General features: G+C 57.5%; 13 protein-coding genes. 9 read left to right on the top strand and 4 right to left on the bottom strand.

Annotated features, from left to right (window positions below):
• Window positions 1-4 precede the first annotated feature (4 nt).
• Window positions 5-2161, bottom strand: a complete 2157-nt coding sequence (locus KHU33_RS14020; protein WP_211463910.1) for a cyanophycin synthetase — start codon at window positions 2159-2161, stop codon at window positions 5-7.
• A gap of 300 nt (window positions 2162-2461) precedes the next feature.
• Here KHU33_RS14020 and KHU33_RS14015 point away from each other — a divergent pair, with 300 nt between their 5' ends.
• Window positions 2462-4786 carry a cyanophycin metabolism-associated ABC transporter gene (locus tag KHU33_RS14015; RefSeq protein WP_211463908.1) on the top strand — a complete coding sequence of 775 codons (2325 nt, stop codon included), beginning with the start codon at window positions 2462-2464 and terminating at the stop codon, window positions 4784-4786.
• Entirely contained in the window at window positions 4783-5253 is a 471-nt protein-coding gene (locus tag KHU33_RS14010; RefSeq protein WP_211463906.1) for a cyanophycin metabolism-associated DUF1854 family protein, read from the top strand. Before KHU33_RS14015 ends, KHU33_RS14010 begins: the two co-directional genes overlap by 4 nt.
• Before the next feature lie 71 nt (window positions 5254-5324).
• On the opposite strand, the gene KHU33_RS14005 is transcribed toward KHU33_RS14010, so the two are convergent.
• From KHU33_RS14005 to map, 3 genes are read right to left on the bottom strand one after another with little or no spacing between them, the layout of a single operon-like run.
• Window positions 5325-6071 carry a pseudouridine synthase gene (locus tag KHU33_RS14005; protein WP_211463904.1) on the bottom strand — a complete coding sequence of 249 codons (747 nt, stop codon included), beginning with the start codon at window positions 6069-6071 and terminating at the stop codon, window positions 5325-5327.
• A gap of 60 nt (window positions 6072-6131) precedes the next feature.
• Complete coding sequence (locus tag KHU33_RS14000) at window positions 6132-8684, bottom strand: [protein-PII] uridylyltransferase (protein ID WP_211463902.1); 2553 nt, start codon at window positions 8682-8684, stop codon at window positions 6132-6134.
• A gap of 15 nt (window positions 8685-8699) precedes the next feature.
• Entirely contained in the window at window positions 8700-9521 is an 822-nt protein-coding gene (map, locus tag KHU33_RS13995; protein WP_211463900.1) for a type I methionyl aminopeptidase, read from the bottom strand.
• Window positions 9522-9852: 331 nt separating this feature from the next.
• On the opposite strand from map, the gene rpsB reads away from it, so the two are divergent.
• From rpsB to ispC, 7 genes are all read left to right on the top strand, one after another.
• Window positions 9853-10605: a 30S ribosomal protein S2 gene (gene rpsB, locus KHU33_RS13990; protein ID WP_211463898.1), complete on the top strand. Its 753-nt coding sequence runs from the start codon at window positions 9853-9855 to the stop codon at window positions 10603-10605.
• A gap of 205 nt (window positions 10606-10810) precedes the next feature.
• Window positions 10811-11692, top strand: coding sequence for a translation elongation factor Ts (gene tsf, locus KHU33_RS13985; protein ID WP_211463897.1), 882 nt, complete (start codon window positions 10811-10813; stop codon window positions 11690-11692).
• Window positions 11693-11949: 257 nt separating this feature from the next.
• Window positions 11950-12666, top strand: a complete 717-nt coding sequence (pyrH, locus tag KHU33_RS13980; protein ID WP_092396456.1) for a UMP kinase — start codon at window positions 11950-11952, stop codon at window positions 12664-12666.
• Between the two features lie 113 nt (window positions 12667-12779).
• Complete coding sequence (gene frr / locus KHU33_RS13975; protein WP_211463896.1) at window positions 12780-13340, top strand: ribosome recycling factor; 561 nt, start codon at window positions 12780-12782, stop codon at window positions 13338-13340.
• 43 nt (window positions 13341-13383) lie between these two features.
• Window positions 13384-14148, top strand: a complete 765-nt coding sequence (gene uppS, locus KHU33_RS13970) for a polyprenyl diphosphate synthase (RefSeq protein WP_211463895.1) — start codon at window positions 13384-13386, stop codon at window positions 14146-14148.
• Window positions 14148-14972 (top strand): phosphatidate cytidylyltransferase, encoded by an 825-nt coding sequence (locus KHU33_RS13965; protein ID WP_211463894.1) that lies wholly within the window; start codon window positions 14148-14150, stop codon window positions 14970-14972. The genes uppS and KHU33_RS13965 overlap by 1 nt, the downstream gene beginning before the upstream one ends.
• A gap of 5 nt (window positions 14973-14977) precedes the next feature.
• Window positions 14978-16150 (top strand): 1-deoxy-D-xylulose-5-phosphate reductoisomerase, encoded by a 1173-nt coding sequence (gene ispC, locus KHU33_RS13960; protein WP_211463893.1) that lies wholly within the window; start codon window positions 14978-14980, stop codon window positions 16148-16150.
• Window positions 16151-16152: the final 2 nt, after the last annotated feature.

The raw sequence follows: 16152 nt of genomic DNA, 5'->3' as shown, positions 1-16152 counted from the left end.
ATTTTTAAACCATCTCGAAAGTCTCTATCCCTGCACGCATCAAATCGTGAGAGATGTCCAGCGCCCATGCGGCAGCCACTGCCGCCAATACATTTTCAATCTGGAAGCGGTCTTTGCTGCGGGCAATCAACGGCACGGTGGTGATGTCGGCCAGTAGCGTTTCGTTCTTGCCGATGGCCAGCATGATCTGGTCATTGCGGATAAAGACCGCACGCTTGCCTTGCTCAAGCTGTTCTGCAATCACCGGCAGGGCAGGGTCGAGGCCAAAGAAAATCACTTCGCCGTCGCACAACGGCGCCATGCCCGCTACCAGCGGATCGGCGGCGTTCAGCACGGCGACGCCGCCCGGCAAGACGACATCGACCTGGGTCCGGGTCACTTTCACCATTTCCTCGGCGTCGCCGATGTAGTACTGCGGCGAGCTGTCGTCGGCGGCAATATTGGTGACGACGCCGACCTGGCAGCGGTCGTAGACCAGGCCTTCCGACAGGATGGTCTCGTGGCTGTTCTCGAACACGGCGGCTTCGACTGCGCGGTTGATCAGCACCCGTTGCGCCGATTCCCAATTGGCGCGGTCGCCTTTTTCGACTTGCCGCTGCGCGAAATAGAGGCCGTCGCCGCAAGCCAGGCCGACATGGTTGCCGCTCAAGTGGAGTTGCCAGGCGATCAGGCGCGAGACGGTGGTTTTGCCATGGGTGCCGGTGACGCCGACGATCGGGATGCGGCCATTGTCGGCCGCGGCGAACAGGTGCTCGATGATGGCCCTGCCCACCGGGCGCGGCCTGCCTTCAGCCGGTTTCAGATGCATCAGCAAGCCGGGGCCGGCATTGACTTCGACGATCGCGCCGCGCTGTTCTTCCAGCGGACGGGAAATGTCTTCGGCCACCAGGTCGACGCCGGCAATATCCAGGCCGACCACGCGTGCCGCCAGCGACGCTGCGGCGGCGACGCTGGGATGTACCAGATCGGTGACGTCGATGGCGACGTTGCCGTTACGTTGGATTAATATTTGCTGGCCTGCTGCGGGGATCGATTCGCCGGTATAGCCTTGCCTCTCCAGTTCCACCCGCACCACCGGTTCTTCATCCAGCAACACCAGGCTTAGCGGACATTCTTCGAGTTCGCCGCGGCGCGGGTCGGAATTGATCTGCCTGTCTATCAGTTGCCGGATGGTCGAACTGCCATCGGCTGTGACTGACAGCGGCTCGCCGCGCGCAGCTGCCGCCAGCCGGCCGCCGACGACCAACAGCCGATGCTCATTGCCGCGAATGAAACGTTCGACAATGACGCTGCTGCCTTCTTGCAATGCGAGTTCGTAAGCGGTTTCGATTTCAGTACGGGTCTTGAGGTCGATGAAGACGCCGCGGCCATGATTTGCATCGGACGGCTTGACGACCACCGGCAAGCCGATATCTTCGGCCGCTTCCCAGGCTTCTGCGGCGCTTTCCACCAGTTGTCCTTCCGGCACCGGCACGCCGCAAGCTTGCAGCAAGTTTTTGGTCAAGTCTTTGTCGCTGGAGATGCTTTCGGCGATGGCGCTGGTTTGATCGGTTTCCGCGGTCCAGATGCGGCGCTGGCGAATGCCGTGGCCGAGCTGCACCAGATTGCCTTCAGTGAGGCGGAAAGAGGGGATGCGCCGCTCATTTGCCGCATCCACGATACAGGCCGTGCTTGGTCCCAGGCAGAGCGAATCCACCATGCTGCGCAGTTCAACGATGGTGGCAGGAACGTCGAATTTTTTGTCCTCAATCGCCGCCATGACCAGGTCGCGGGCGGCGTGCATGGCGGCGCGGGTCACTTGTTCATGGCGCGCGCGGACCGCAACCTTGTAGACGCCGCGCACCGAGGTGCTGCGCGCCTTGCCGAAACCGCCGGGCATGCCGGCCAGGTTTTGCAATTCCAGCGTGACGTGTTCGAGAATATGGCCGGGCCAGGTGCCGTCTTGCAGCCGCTGCACAAAACCGCCGCGTTCGCCGTAGCTGCAGCGATGCTCGATCAGGGAAGGCAGCCAGCTGGTCAGGCGCTGGTTAAAGCCGGGCAGGGTATTGGAGGGGAAATCTTCCAGTTCGCCGATGTCGATCCACGCCTCAAGAGTTGGTCGATACGTCCAGATATTTGGTCCGCGTAGCGACATGATGCGGAGAATTTCGATGTTTTTCATGAGTGAGCAATGAGGCAATGCAATAGGACGATACTTACGTGAATGCTGAAATTTTTGCATGTGCCGGTTTCAACACCCTGCAATTATCTGTAACGCACTAAAGCGTGAATTGGTTTACAAGGGCTCACCAAATAACAAAAAGATAGGATTAATTGGTAACGAAAAGTAACGTTTCCGAAAAACCCGATAGGATATAATACTTGCGGCAGACGATGTGCGCCATTTGCGGCGATTTCACACAAAATTCCATCCGGTCCGTATTCGTCTCTATGATGCATGCGGACACACCATGCCGTTTAGATGAAAAGCAACCCTTTATCCCCTGTGCTCACCACTAGTAATTATTTATCGCCTGATTTGTCACCGGCGCTGCCCGTCTCCTGGCGTGCCGAAGTGACAACTCAGCTGGCTCCCGCCGAAGAGATTCTGGCGTCCCTGGAAGTCGATCTCAACGCCTCGCTGCATTTTGCGCGGGGGTTGGTATTGCTCACCAATCAGCGCGTGCTGGCCAAGATGGCCGCAGACAGCGGCTGGCGCGAATGGGCTTACCGGCCGGGCCTGAAGCTGGGCCATCACGATCATGCCGGCGTCGGCAGCCTGGAATTGTTTGATGAGCAACAGCAGCTGGCCAGCTGGCGTTACACGCTCGGTCTTAACCTGGAAGCGCTGCGCCTGATCAAGCTCTTTGAGCAGCAGCGCGACGATCATCTGGCCGGGCGCTCGGCAGCGCGCCAGGAGCAAGCCACTTGTCCGCAGTGCAAAGCGCCGTTGCCGCCCGGTAGCGACGAGTGCCTGATTTGCCCCGAAAAGAAAGAGGCAGCTTCCTCGACCTGGGCCTTGTTCCGGCTGGCGCGTTTTGCCACGCCCTACAAGGGCATGCTGCTGCTGGGTTTTATCTTGATGCTGATTTCTACCGCCGCCACCCTGGTGCCGCCTTATCTGATGGGGCCCTTGATGGACAACGTGCTGATTCCATATCAAAACGGCAAGCCGATCAACTACGATCTGGTCAAGCTTTATCTGTCCGGTCTATTGGCTTCGGCATTGGTTGCCTGGAGCCTGGGCTGGGCCCGTACTTATATCCTGGCCCTGGTCAGCGAACGCATCGGCGCCAATTTGCGCACCACTACCTACGAGCATTTGCTGCGTCTGTCGCAAGAGTATTTCGGCGGCAAACGCACCGGCGATCTGATGGCCCGCATCGGTTCCGAAAGCGATCGTATCTGCGTGTTCCTGTCCTTGCATTTGCTGGATTTCGCGATCGATGTGCTGATGATCGTGATGACCGCGGTGATCCTGTTCTCGATCAATCCCTGGCTGGCGCTGGTGACGCTGGTGCCGTTGCCGTTCATTGCCTGGATGATCCACCTGGTCCGGGATCGCTTGAAGCATGGTTTTGAAAAGATCGATCGTATCTGGGCCGAGGTGACCAATGTCCTGGCCGATACGATTCCCGGGATCCGCGTGGTCAAGGCGTTCGCCCAGGAAAAGCGCGAAGCCACGCGTTTCCGCGACGCCAACCAACACAACCTGCTGGTCAACGACAGGGTCAATAAAATCTGGTCCCTGTTCTCGCCGACGGTCACCTTGCTGACTGAAGCGGGTTTGCTGGTGGTCTGGGTTTTCGGTATCTGGCAAGTCTCGAAAAATGAAATCACGGTCGGTGTGCTGGCCTCGTTCCTGGCTTACATCAGCCGCTTCTATACCCGTCTGGATTCGATGAGCCGGATCGTTTCGGTGACGCAAAAAGCCGCGGTCGGCGCCAAGCGTATTTTCGAAATCCTGGATCATGTATCCAGTGTGCCGGAGCCGGCCAACCCGGTGCATCTGGAACATGTGAAAGGCGCCATCGAATTGCGCAATATCGGTTTCCGTTACGGCAACCGGGCAGTGATGCGCGATGTCAATCTGACGATTGCTCCGGGCGAGATGATCGGCCTGGTGGGGCATAGCGGTTCCGGCAAGAGCACCCTGGTCAATCTGATCTGCCGCTTTTATGATGTGTCGGAAGGATCGATACGGATAGACGGCGTGGATATTCGCTCGATGCCGATCTCTGAATACCGCCGCAATATCGGCCTGGTGCTGCAAGAGCCGTTCCTGTTTTTCGGCACGATTGCCGAGAATATCTGCTACGGCAAACCGGAGGCCACACGCGAAGAAATCGTTGCCGCCGCGCGCGCCGCCCATGCCCACGAATTCATTTTGCGTTTGCCGCAGGGTTACGATTCGCTGGTGGGCGAACGCGGCCAGGCGCTGTCTGGCGGCGAACGCCAGCGTATTTCGATTGCCCGCGCCTTGCTGATCGACCCGCGCATCCTGATCATGGATGAAGCCACTTCGTCGGTCGATACCACTACAGAAAAAGAGATCCAGAAGGCTTTGGACAACCTGGTGCAGGGGCGCACTACGATTGCGATTGCTCACCGTTTGTCGACCTTGCGCAAGGCTGACCGGCTGGTGGTGCTGGATCGCGGCCAGATTGTCGAAGTCGGCAGCCACGATGAATTGATGCTGCGCGAAGGCGCTTATTATCGTCTCTATCAGGCGCAGTTGCGCAATGTCGATACAGAGCCGACATTAATCGACGAAGATAGCCAAGACAGTGAAGAGAGCGCTGCATGACAATCCATGATTTCAAACTAAGCCGCAATGCCTTTGGCCGTCTGGTATACACCGGCGCGAACGGCGAGGTGCATGAAGGCGCGGTGCCGGTGCGCGCCTTTCCTATCGGCGCGCCGGACGACGGTATTTCGCTGGTGAACGGCGACGGCCAGGAGCTGGCCTGGATTTCACGCCTGGGCGATTTGCCGGATGCGACTCGCGCCATGGTTGAGAAAGAGCTGGCGAGCCGTGAATTCATGCCGGAAATCCGGCGTATTCAACGGGTGTCCAGTTTTACGGCGCCCAGCACCTGGTACGTGGAAACCAATCGCGGCGATGCTGCTTTTACTCTGAAGGGTGAAGAAGATATTCGCCGCATCGTGGCGACCAGTTTGTTGATTGCCGACAGCCACGGCGTGCAGTTTCTGATACGCGATACTCAGGCACTGGATAAGGCCAGCCGCAAGATTCTGGATCGCTTCTTGTAAAAAAACAGCGGGCGGCTCTCGCTGGCCGTCTGTTGCGGTCTGCCGGTCAGCGCCGAGGCTGGCCCGGCATCTTAAAATTGTTCGTCCGCGCCCAGGTAGCGCCATTGCCCTTCCGGCAGATTCCCCAATTTCACGCCGCCAATCCGCACCCGTTTCAACCCCAGCACCTTGAGGCCGACCATATCGCACATGCGGCGAATCTGGCGCTTTTTACCTTCACGCAAGGTGAAACTCAGCTGATCTTCGTTTTGCCATTTGACGATGGCCGGCTTGAGCCGTTTGCCGTCCAGGGTCAGGCCGTGATTGAGGCGGCGCAGTTCGGCGTCGGGCAGCTTGTCGCCTTTGGTGTAGCGCACCCGCACCAGGTACTCTTTATCGACGCTGGTTTCTTCACCGATCAGATGCTTGGCGATGCGGCCATCCTGAGTCAGCACCAGCAGGCCGACCGAATCGATGTCGAGGCGGCCGGCCGGCACCAGGCTGCGCAGCTGGGTTGGATGGAACAAGGTCGGCGAGCGGTCTTCGCTCCAGCGATTGGCTTCCTTGATCAGCGCTACTGCCGGTTGATAACCGTCTTCGGCCTGGCCGCTGACGTAACCGACCGGTTTGTTGATCAGGATGGTGACGCGTTTCGATTGTTCGGCCGCGGCCTGGCGTTCGACGCTGATGCGCTGGCTCGGCAGCACTTTGCTGCCGAGTTCCGATACGACGACGCCGTCAACCCGGACCCAGCCGCGAGCGATCCATTCATCGGCTTCGCGGCGCGAGCATAGCCCGAGTTCTGACATGCGTTTGGAAAGGCGTAATGGTTCGGTCATGGAATGCAAAAAATAAGAAGAGTATAAAAAACAAAAACTGCAGGGCAGCTTAAATCAAATTTAAATACGCAGCGCATCCAGCAAATCGGTTTCCAGCTGGATTTGCAGGCGCGCATGGTTGAGCGCATTGCCGTCGACCAGGAACACGTCTTCGACCCGCTCGCCGAGCGTCATGATCTTGGCGGTGTGTAAATTGATCTTGTGCTTGGCCAGGACGCTGGCGACGGAATACAGCAGCCCGGTACGGTCGTTGGCGGTAATCGACAGCAGGTAATACTGGCCGCGGTCGTCGGGCCGCAGATCGACCGTGGGCGTTACCGGGAAGGTGCGCGACAGCCGCGACAGGCGGCCCTTGGAAGGCGCCGGCAGGGGGCTGTCGGTTTGCAGCAAAACCGTCAGTTCATGCTCGATCAGGTTGATGATATCGCGATAATGCTTGGCAAACAGCGGTGCGCTGATGAGGAAGGAATCGAGCGCATAACCGTGCCGCGTGGTCTGGATTTTTGCATCCAGGATGCTGAAATTCTTGCTGTCGAAATAGCTGCAGATGCGGATGAACAGGTCGCTCCGGTCCTTGGTGTAGACCGCCACCTGCAAACCTTCGCCGATCGGCGCCAGACGGCACTTGACGATCGGATTGACGCTGTCGATCTGGTTGCAGAAGGAGCGGGTTTGCCAGGCAATGTCGGAAGCGTCGTGACGCAAGAAATAGGCGACATCGAGTTGCTGCCACAACTGCTCATGGGCGTCTGCCGCCAGGCCATACAGGCGCAGGGTTTTCAAGGCTTCTTCCTGGCGGTTCTTCAGTTCGCGATCGGCCGATGGCGTTTCGCCGCCGAGCACCCGCAGCGTCATGCGGTACAAGTCTTCCAGCAATTTACCTTTCCAGGCGTTCCACACCTTGGGGCTGGTGCCGCGGATGTCGGCCACGGTCAGCAGGTAGAGCGCGGTCAGGTGGCGCTCGTCCTTGACGGTGGCGGCAAAGTTGAGGATCACCTCGGGGTCCGACAGATCCTGTTTTTGCGCCACTTGCGACATGGTCAGGTGGTGCTCGACCAGGAACACCACCAGTTCGGTATCCGCCGCCGGCAAGCCGTGCTGCTGGCAGAAGTGCAGGGCGTCGGTCATGCCCAGTTTTGAGTGATCGCCGCCGCGGCCCTTGGCGATGTCATGGAACAAGGCCGCCACATACAACAGCCAGGAGCGCGGGAAATTGGCGATCAGCTGGCTGCAAAACGGATATTCATGGGCGTGTTCGCTCATGGTGAAGCGGCGCACATTGCGCACCACCATCAGGATATGCTGGTCGACCGTGTAGACATGGAACAGGTCGTGCTGCATCTGGCCGACGATGCGCCGGAAATTGGGCAGGTAACGGCCCAGGATGCTGGTTTGGTTCATGCCGCGCAGCGCGTGGGTAATCCCTTGCGGCGCCTGGATGATCTGGATAAACAGCGAACGATTCACCGGATCGCGGCGGAAGCTGTTGTCGATCTTGACGCGGGCGTGCCACAAGGCGCGCCGGGTGCGCGCGGTCATATCCTTCAGTTCGCTGTGCTGGGCCAGCAACAGGAACAGCTCCAGCATCGCCGACGGCGTGGTTTTAAACAGGTCGTCGCGGGCGATATCGATCAGGCGGTTAAGGTGATTGAAACGGTCGTTGATGCGCTGCGGCACCATCGGCTGCGGAAACAGTTGCACTTCGATGTTCTGCAGCAGGATGGTGTTGAGCTGGGTCACCGCTTTGGCGGCCCAGTAATAGCGCTGCATCAGGTATTCGCTGGCGCGCCGGGTTTCCGTGGTCTGGAAACCGAGTGCTTCGGCGATTGGCGTCTGGACGTCGAACACCAGCCGGTCTTCGCGGCGGTTGGTGTAGATGTGCAGGCGGATCCGGATATCCTTGAAGGCGCGTTCCTGGCGCGACAGCTGGCGCGCTTCGGCGGCCGTGATCAGGCCATGCTTGGCCAGCTTGGGCCAGGATTCGCCGAGGCCGGCAGCTTTTGCCACCCACAGAATGACTTGCAAATCGCGCAAACCGCCCGGGCTTTCCTTGCAGTTCGGTTCCAGGCTGTAGGGCGTGTCTTCATACTTGACGTGGCGCTGGTGCATTTCCAGGATTTTTCCCTGGAAAAAGGCGCAGGCGTCCATGGCCGCGTTGCAGCGTTCTTGCAGTTGATGGAACAGCGGCTGATTGCCGCTCACCAGCCGCGCTTCCAGTAGGCTGGTCTGGACCGTGATGTCGGCGGCGGATTCGCTCAGGCATTCGTCGATGGTGCGGATGCTGTGGCCGATTTCTAGGCCGATATCCCAAAACAGCTGCACCAGCTGTTCCAGCTTGGCTTTCAATTCGGCGTCCGGGCTGGCGGCCAGCAGGATCAGGACATCGACGTCGGAATGCGGGAACAACTCGCCGCGGCCATAACCGCCCACCGCCACCAGCGCCGCGCTGGAGGGCAGCTCCAGCATTTTCCAGGCTTGCGTCAGGGCGATGTCGACGCTGCGTCGCAGCGCCGTCAGCAGTTCGCCGGGTTTGCCCTCTGCCAGAAATGCAGAGATGATGGTTTGCCGTTCGCTTCTAAGCTGTTTTTTGAGAGTCGCGGCAAGGGTCGTCATGTATATGTGAGCCAACTACGCGGCAGCGGTCGCTTGTTGAATGAAGGCAGGCGGTGGCGGCGTGCCCGCGGATTGGGTCAGGATTTCGTAGCCGGTTTCAGTGACCAGCACCGTATGCTCCCATTGTGCGGAGAGGCTGCGATCCTTGGTCTTGATGGTCCAGCCGTCGCCCATTTCGCGGATATCGCGGCGGCCGGCGTTGATCATCGGCTCGACCGTGAAAATCATGCCGGCTTCCAGCCGTTCCAGCGTGCCGGGGCGGCCGTAATGCAATACCTGCGGCTCTTCGTGGAATACCTTGCCGATGCCGTGGCCGCAGAATTCGCGGACTACGCTGTAGCCGGCTTTTTCAGCGTGCTGTTGAATCACATAGCCGATATCGCCCAGATGTGCGCCGGGTTTGATCTTGGCGATCCCAAGCCACATGCATTCATAGGTGATGTCGCCCAGGCGCTTGGCCATGATAGAGGGCTCGCCGACATAAAACATGCGGCTGGTGTCGCCGTGGTAGCCATTCTTGATGACGGTGATGTCGAGATTCACGACATCGCCGCTTTTCAATACCTTGTCGCCTGGAATGCCGTGGCAGATAACGTCATTAACCGAGGTGCAGATGGCCTTCGGATAGGGCGTATAGCCGGGTGGGCAATAATTCAGCGGGGCAGGGATGGTGTCTTGCACATTTGTCATGTACTCGTGGCACAGGCGATCCAGCTCGCCGGTGGTAACGCCGACTTTGACGAACGGCGTGATGTAATCGAGCACTTCCGAGGCAAGCCTGCCGGCGATGCGCATGCCGGCAATATCTTCGGCGGTTTTAATGGAGATAGAGGTCATAAGATGGGAAATTCGAGAAAATTCGGTGAATTCTTTAGAAAAAGAGGCAAAAAACGCCTGGATTCAGTCAAGAGACGATTATAAACGAGGCTAAGGAGATGCGCTTAAAGATATGCCTCGCGGCGCTTGAAGAAGTCTGGGGTTTTGGGGTACAATCTTAGGTTAGCTCGAATCGCTATTCGGCTATCTCGATGTTTGAGTTGTCTATTTTATGTTTGAAAATCGGTTTTAAAAGCGCGAATCCGCTCGAAAAGGGTGCTGTTTTTGTCCGGCTGCAATGCTGGCAACTGCGGTGACTGAGCGGGTTCCAGACCTAACCCTGGAGAAAATTATGTCAGTAACAATGCGTGAAATGCTGGAAGCCGGTGTCCACTTCGGTCACCAAACCCGTTTCTGGAACCCAAAGATGGCGCCGTTCATCTTCGGTCACCGCAACAAGATTCATATCGTCAACCTGGAAAAGACCCTTGGCATGTACCAAGAGGCGATGAAGTACATCCGCCAATTGTCATCCAACCGCGGCAACATCCTGTTTGTCGGCACCAAGCGTCAAGCACGCGAAATCGTTGCTGCTGAAGCAGCACGTTCGGGTTCGCCTTTCGTTGACCAGCGCTGGTTGGGCGGCATGCTGACCAACTTCAAGACCATCAAGACATCGATCAAGCGCCTGAAGGAAATGGAAGCTTCGATCGAAGACGGTTCGGTTGAGAAGCTGAGCAAAAAAGAAGCCCTGATGTTCCAGCGTGAGCTGGTCAAGCTGCAAAAAGCTATCGGCGGCATCAAGGACATGGGCGGCATTCCTGACGCAATTTTCGTGATCGACGTCGGCTACCACAAGGGCGCAATCACTGAAGCCGCTAAACTGGGCATCCCGGTTATCGGCGTGGTCGATACCAACCACTCGCCAGACGGCGTGACTTACGTTATCCCTGGTAACGACGACTCGTCCAAGGCAATCGCCCTGTACGCTCGCGGCGTTGCCGATGCGATCCTGGAAGGCCGTGCCAATGCAGTCAACGACGTGGTCGAAGCTATCAAGGGCGGCGCCGGCGATGAGTTCGTTGAAGTTAACGACCAGGCTTAAGCCTTCAATCTGAGGTCTCATACTTCAGAATAAAAAGGGGGCGTGGTTGCCCCTTTTTTTGTATCACTTGCTTGTGTTTTACCCGAATTTATACCTGAATATATTTTGAATGATGGCGCTGGAAAGCCGGTTGTCGAATGGACTGCCCTTGCACTGCACGGCAGCCGCGGATCACCGGCACAGCGCCAACTGTTAGGAGAATAGTATGGCGGCAATTACAGCAGCACTGGTAGGCGAACTGCGCGCAAAGACTGATGCGCCTATGATGGAATGCAAAAAAGCGTTGACCGAAGCGGCCGGCGACATGGACAAAGCAGAAGAAATTCTGCGCGTGAAACTGGGCGGCAAGGCTTCCAAGGCCGCTTCCCGCGTGACCGCCGAAGGCGTGGTTGCAGCGTATATCGCCGGCGGCGTTGGCGCCCTGGTGGAAGTCAACTGCGAAACCGACTTCGTGACCAAGAACGACGATTTCCTGGCTTTGGCAAATGCTTGCGCCAAGCTGGTTGCAGAAAACAATCCGGCCGACGTCGCTGCCTTGTCGGCTCTGCCGCTCGACGGTAGCACCGTTGAGACGGTTCGTGCCGCCTTGATCGGCCGTATCGGCGAGAACATGTCGATTCGCCGTTTCACACGTTTCGATACTGCCGCCAAGCTGGTTTCTTACCTGCACGGCACACGTATCGGCGTGATGGTTGACTACGACGGCGCTGACGAACAAGTCGGTAAAGACGTGGCCATGCACATTGCGGCGATGAAGCCGGTTTCCCTGTCGTCGGACCAGGTGCCTGCCGAACTGATCGAGAAAGAGCGTTCGGTAGCCACTCTGAAGGCGGCTGAATCCGGCAAGCCTGCGGATATCGCGGCCAAGATGATCGAAGGTTCGGTGCAGAAATTCCTGAAGGAAGTTTCCTTGCTGAATCAGACTTTCGTCAAGAACGACAAGCAAACTGTTGAACAAATGCTGAAAGCAACGAATACCAGCGTTAAGTCGTTCACCATGTTTGTGGTCGGTGAAGGCATCGAGAAGAAACAAGATGACTTCGCTGCAGAAGTTGCAGCGACGGTTGCTGCGGCCAAGCAGGCGTAAGCAAGAATACGGGCCGAAAGGCCCGTTTTTTTGGCTCTGAGGAATTTTCTTCGCGAGCCAAGGACTAAGGAATGCCTTGCTGAATCGCTGCTCCGTAACCCGGGCAGTGGAAAGTCGCAGGAGTCGGCGCTGAGCATTGTAAATCGCGCTGATAGTGGATTTTGCTGCAGTTTGGCCTGACAATGGCGCTGCAGTCCTTCAGCCAGGCATTGACTAATACACATATATCAATCGGAAAGCCACAAGGGGCCCAGACCATGACAAAACCAGCTTATAAGCGTGTTCTCCTGAAACTCTCCGGTGAGGCTCTGATGGGCGACGACGCCTATGGCATCAATCGTGCAACGATTGAGCGTATGGTTGCGGATGTTGCCGAAGTGGCCAAATTAGGCGTTGAACTGGCGATCGTGATCGGCGGCGGCAATATTTTCCGCGGCGTGGCGCCAGGTGCACAGGGCATGGATCGCGCCACCGCCGACTATATGGGGATGCTGGCGACGGTGATGAATTCGCTGGCGTTGGCAGACGCCATGCGCCAGGTTGGCATCACTGCCCGTGTGATGTCGGCAATCAGCATCGAACAGGTAGTAGAGCCTTATGTGCGGCCTAAAGCGCTGCAATATCTGGAAGAAGATAAAATTGTCATTTTTGCAGCGGGTACCGGTAATCCGTTTTTTACCACCGACACTGCAGCGGCATTGCGCGGTTCGGAAATCGGCGCGGAAATCGTTTTGAAGGCGACCAAGGTTGACGGCGTCTATAGCGCGGATCCAAATAAAGATCCAACGGCAACGCGTTATTCGCACATCACTTTCGATGAGGCAATCACCAAGCATCTGCAAGTCATGGATGCCACAGCGTTTGCTCTGTGCCGCGACCAGAAACTGCCGATCAAGGTGTTTTCCATCATCAAGCCGGGCGCGTTGAGGCGTGTCATTTTGGGCGAGGATGAAGGAACATTGGTGCACGTTTAAATTATTTATGTAATTTGCAATAATTGCGCAAATAGCTTGTGCAGATTGCCTGTATTGAATAAGTTAAGTATTACTCAATTTAAAAATCACTCGTTTTCGAAGAGGAGAGCAGCATGAGCATTGCTGACGTTAAAAAGAATACCGATCTAAGAATGCAAAAGTCGCTTGAGACTCTGCGCGCCGATCTGGCGAAAGTACGTACCGGCCGCGCCCACACCGGGATTCTCGATCACATCATGGTGGATTACTACGGTAGCGCAACCAATCTGAGCCAGGTTGCCAACGTGACTTTGATCGATGCGCGTACTATCGGCGTACAGCCTTGGGAAAAGAAAATGATTGCAGTGGTCGAGAAGGCCATCCGCGAATCCGATCTGGGCCTTAATCCATCCACCCAAGGCGAAATGATCCGGGTGCCGACGCCGCCGCTGACGGAAGAGCGCCGCAAGGAAATGGTGAAGCTGGTCAAGGGTGAGGCCGAGGATGCGAAAATTGCAGTTCGCAATATCCGGCGCGACGCTAACGAAGGCTTGAAGAAGCTGGTCAAGGACAAGGAATGCTCGGAAGACGACGAACGTCGTGCTCAGGATGAGATCCAGAAACTGACCGACAAGTTCGTGGCTGAAATCGACAAGCAAGTGATCGATAAAGAAAAAGAGATCCTGACGGTGTAAGTGCTGCCGATCTGCCGCTCTCCATTTTCTTATTTCATTATCTATGGCCCATACAAGTTCCACGCAATCGCTGCCGGCAAGCTCAACCGTGCCACGGCACGTTGCCATTATCATGGACGGCAACGGCCGCTGGGCGACCGGCCGCTTTTTGCCGCGTGTCGCCGGCCACGGCAAGGGCGTTGAAGCAGTGCGCGCGGTGGTCGAAGCCTGCGCTGTGCGCGGTGTCGAATATCTGACGCTGTTCGCCTTCAGCTCGGAAAACTGGCGCCGGCCGGCCGACGAAGTGTCGTTGCTGATGCGTTTGTTCATGGTGGCGCTGGAGCGTGAAGTGGGTAAGATGCACGCCAACGGCATTCGTCTGAAAGTGGTCGGCGATTTAAGCCGCTTCGATGACAAGCTGCAGCAAATGATCGATAACGCTGAGCGTAAGACAGCCGGCAACACGGCCATGACTGTCACCGTCTGCGCCAACTACGGCGGCCGCTGGGATGTGATGCAGGCAGTGCAAAAAATGCTGGCTGCACGCGGAGCGGCAGGCCAAGATGCTGCCGCGTTTTCCGAAGAGGAACTGGCGCAGCACCTGGCCATGGCCTATGCGCCTGAGCCGGATCTGTTTATTCGTACCGGCGGCGAGCAACGCATTTCCAATTTCCTGCTTTGGCAGCTGGCGTATAGCGAACTCTACTTTACCGACACCTACTGGCCGGATTTCGGCGCCGAAGAGCTGGACAAGGCGATTGCCTCCTATCAGCAACGAGAGCGCCGTTTTGGACGCACCAGCGCGCAATTGCTGGAACAGGCTTCCTGATGTTAAGAACGCGTGTCATCACGGCTCTGTTGTTATTGGCAGTCTTGCTGCCGATTTTGTACTTCAATTATTTCCCCGCATTCGTCGTCGTCTCGACACTCTTTTTTGCCGCAGCCATTTGGGAAAGCGCCAGGATCTTCGGCGCTTCCGCCAAAGCCGCTCTGGCCTGGGGGCTGGCTGCCCTGGCCTTGTTTGCCGCCATCATGTACACCGGCAGCGGCCCCAATATTCGTTTACTGTTTGTACTCTGCGTGGCAATTTGGTGTTTGCGCTTTGTGCCGGCGTTGGGCCTGGGTCTGCCGCCCTTGACCAGCCTTGGCAATCGGCTGGTTGCCGGCAGTTACGCCCTCGCGATTTTTGGCTGCTTCCTGGCGATTGTGGTGCTGTTTCATCAGTCGCCGCTGTATCTGTTGTCGGTCCTGGTGATCGTCTGGGTAGCCGATATCGGCGCCTATTTTTCCGGCAAGGCATTCGGCCGGCACAAGCTGGCGCCTTCGATTTCTCCTGGCAAATCCTGGGAAGGGGCGCTCGGCGGCTGGATTCTAGTGCTGATCATGGTATTCGGGTTTAGCCTGGCGCCAGCGCTGGCCGAGACTTTCCCGATGCGTTTGCTGGCTAGCTGGGGTTGGGCTGGATTGCTGGCGGCAACCACAGTGCTGGTAGCCGCCAGTGTCGCCGGCGATTTGTTCGAATCGCTGCTGAAACGCCGGGCCGGCGTCAAGGACAGCAGTAATCTGCTGCCTGGTCACGGCGGTGTGCTGGACCGCGTCGATGCGCTGATCCCGGTATTGCCCGTGGCCGCCTTATTAAGTTTTTGGTTTTAGGTCGTATGCAAAATATTACTATTCTCGGCTCCACCGGTTCGATCGGCATGTCGACGCTGGATGTGCTGGCGCGTCATCCTGAACGCTATTCGGTATATGCCCTGACCGCGCACAGCCGGGTCGAACAACTGGCGGAGCAATGCCTGCGCTTCAAGCCGCAGCTGGCGGTGGTCGGCAGCGCTGCCGCGGCGCAGCAGTTGAGCGCCTTGCTGCGGGACAAAGCGCCTGCGATTGAAGTGCTGTACGGCGATGCGGCGCTATGCCAGGTGGCCAGTGCCGAAGCCTGTCATACGGTGATGGCGGCTATCGTCGGGGCTGCAGGTCTGGCGCCGACTTTGGCAGCCGCCAAGGCCGGCAAAAAAATCCTGCTGGCGAACAAGGAAGCCTTGGTCATGTCGGGCCAGTTGTTTATCGATGCGGTGAAGCAAAGCGGCGCCTTGCTGTTGCCTATCGACAGCGAGCACAACGCGATTTTCCAGTGCCTGCCGCATGATTATCAGCGCCAGCCAGCCGCGCTTGGGGTCGAGAAGATCTTGCTGACCGCATCCGGCGGCCCGTTTTTGAACCGGGCGGTGGAGACGCTGGGTTCCGTCACGCCAGAAGAAGCGATTGCCCATCCGAACTGGGTCATGGGGCGCAAGATTTCGGTCGATTCCGCGACCATGATGAATAAGGGCCTGGAAGTAATCGAGGCGCATTGGCTGTTCGGCGCCTCGGCTGAACAGATCGAGGTGGTGATTCATCCGCAAAGCGTGATTCACTCGATGGTTTCTTATGTTGACGGTTCGGTCCTGGCGCAATTGGGCAACCCCGATATGCGTACCCCGATCGCCTACGCGCTTGCTTATCCGGAGCGGATGGCGTCCGGCGTCAATCCGCTCGATCTGACCGTGGTCGGGCAGTTACAATTCAGCCGGCCCGACCTGCAGCGCTTTCCTTGTTTGAAACTCGCGTATGATGCATTGCGAGCCGGTGGTTCGGCTGCAACAATATTGAACGCCGCGAATGAAATCGCTGTCCAAGCTTTTCTAGAGGGAAAAATCGGGTTTCGCATGATCGATCAATTGATAGCGCGCACCATGGATAAATTGCCGCTGTGCGCGGTAAGCGATATCGATTCCTTGCTTGAGCAGGATCTTCTCGCGCGTCAAACGCTTCACTCTTTCCTGATCGCATAGTA

Origin of the sequence: Collimonas silvisoli (genome assembly GCF_018305005.1) — a bacterium.
GTDB lineage: Bacteria > Pseudomonadota > Gammaproteobacteria > Burkholderiales > Burkholderiaceae_D > Collimonas > Collimonas silvisoli.
The sequence above is the reverse complement of the archived record's forward strand: the minus strand, read 5'-3'. Positions and strand labels throughout refer to the sequence as shown.

What these genes read in the sequence shown, in the direction of transcription:
- KHU33_RS14020 (WP_211463910.1), bottom strand. Translation starts at nt 2,161, where the DNA reads ATGAAAAACATCGAAATTCTCCGCATCATGTCGCTACGCGGACCAAAT.
- KHU33_RS14015 (WP_211463908.1), top strand. Translation starts at nt 2,462, where the DNA reads ATGAAAAGCAACCCTTTATCCCCTGTGCTCACCACTAGTAATTATTTA.
- KHU33_RS14010 (WP_211463906.1), top strand. Translation starts at nt 4,783, where the DNA reads ATGACAATCCATGATTTCAAACTAAGCCGCAATGCCTTTGGCCGTCTG.
- KHU33_RS14005 (WP_211463904.1), bottom strand. Translation starts at nt 6,071, where the DNA reads ATGACCGAACCATTACGCCTTTCCAAACGCATGTCAGAACTCGGGCTA.
- KHU33_RS14000 (WP_211463902.1), bottom strand. Translation starts at nt 8,684, where the DNA reads ATGACGACCCTTGCCGCGACTCTCAAAAAACAGCTTAGAAGCGAACGG.
- map (WP_211463900.1), bottom strand. Translation starts at nt 9,521, where the DNA reads ATGACCTCTATCTCCATTAAAACCGCCGAAGATATTGCCGGCATGCGC.
- rpsB (WP_211463898.1), top strand. Translation starts at nt 9,853, where the DNA reads ATGTCAGTAACAATGCGTGAAATGCTGGAAGCCGGTGTCCACTTCGGT.
- tsf (WP_211463897.1), top strand. Translation starts at nt 10,811, where the DNA reads ATGGCGGCAATTACAGCAGCACTGGTAGGCGAACTGCGCGCAAAGACT.
- pyrH (WP_092396456.1), top strand. Translation starts at nt 11,950, where the DNA reads ATGACAAAACCAGCTTATAAGCGTGTTCTCCTGAAACTCTCCGGTGAG.
- frr (WP_211463896.1), top strand. Translation starts at nt 12,780, where the DNA reads ATGAGCATTGCTGACGTTAAAAAGAATACCGATCTAAGAATGCAAAAG.
- uppS (WP_211463895.1), top strand. Translation starts at nt 13,384, where the DNA reads ATGGCCCATACAAGTTCCACGCAATCGCTGCCGGCAAGCTCAACCGTG.
- KHU33_RS13965 (WP_211463894.1), top strand. Translation starts at nt 14,148, where the DNA reads ATGTTAAGAACGCGTGTCATCACGGCTCTGTTGTTATTGGCAGTCTTG.
- ispC (WP_211463893.1), top strand. Translation starts at nt 14,978, where the DNA reads ATGCAAAATATTACTATTCTCGGCTCCACCGGTTCGATCGGCATGTCG.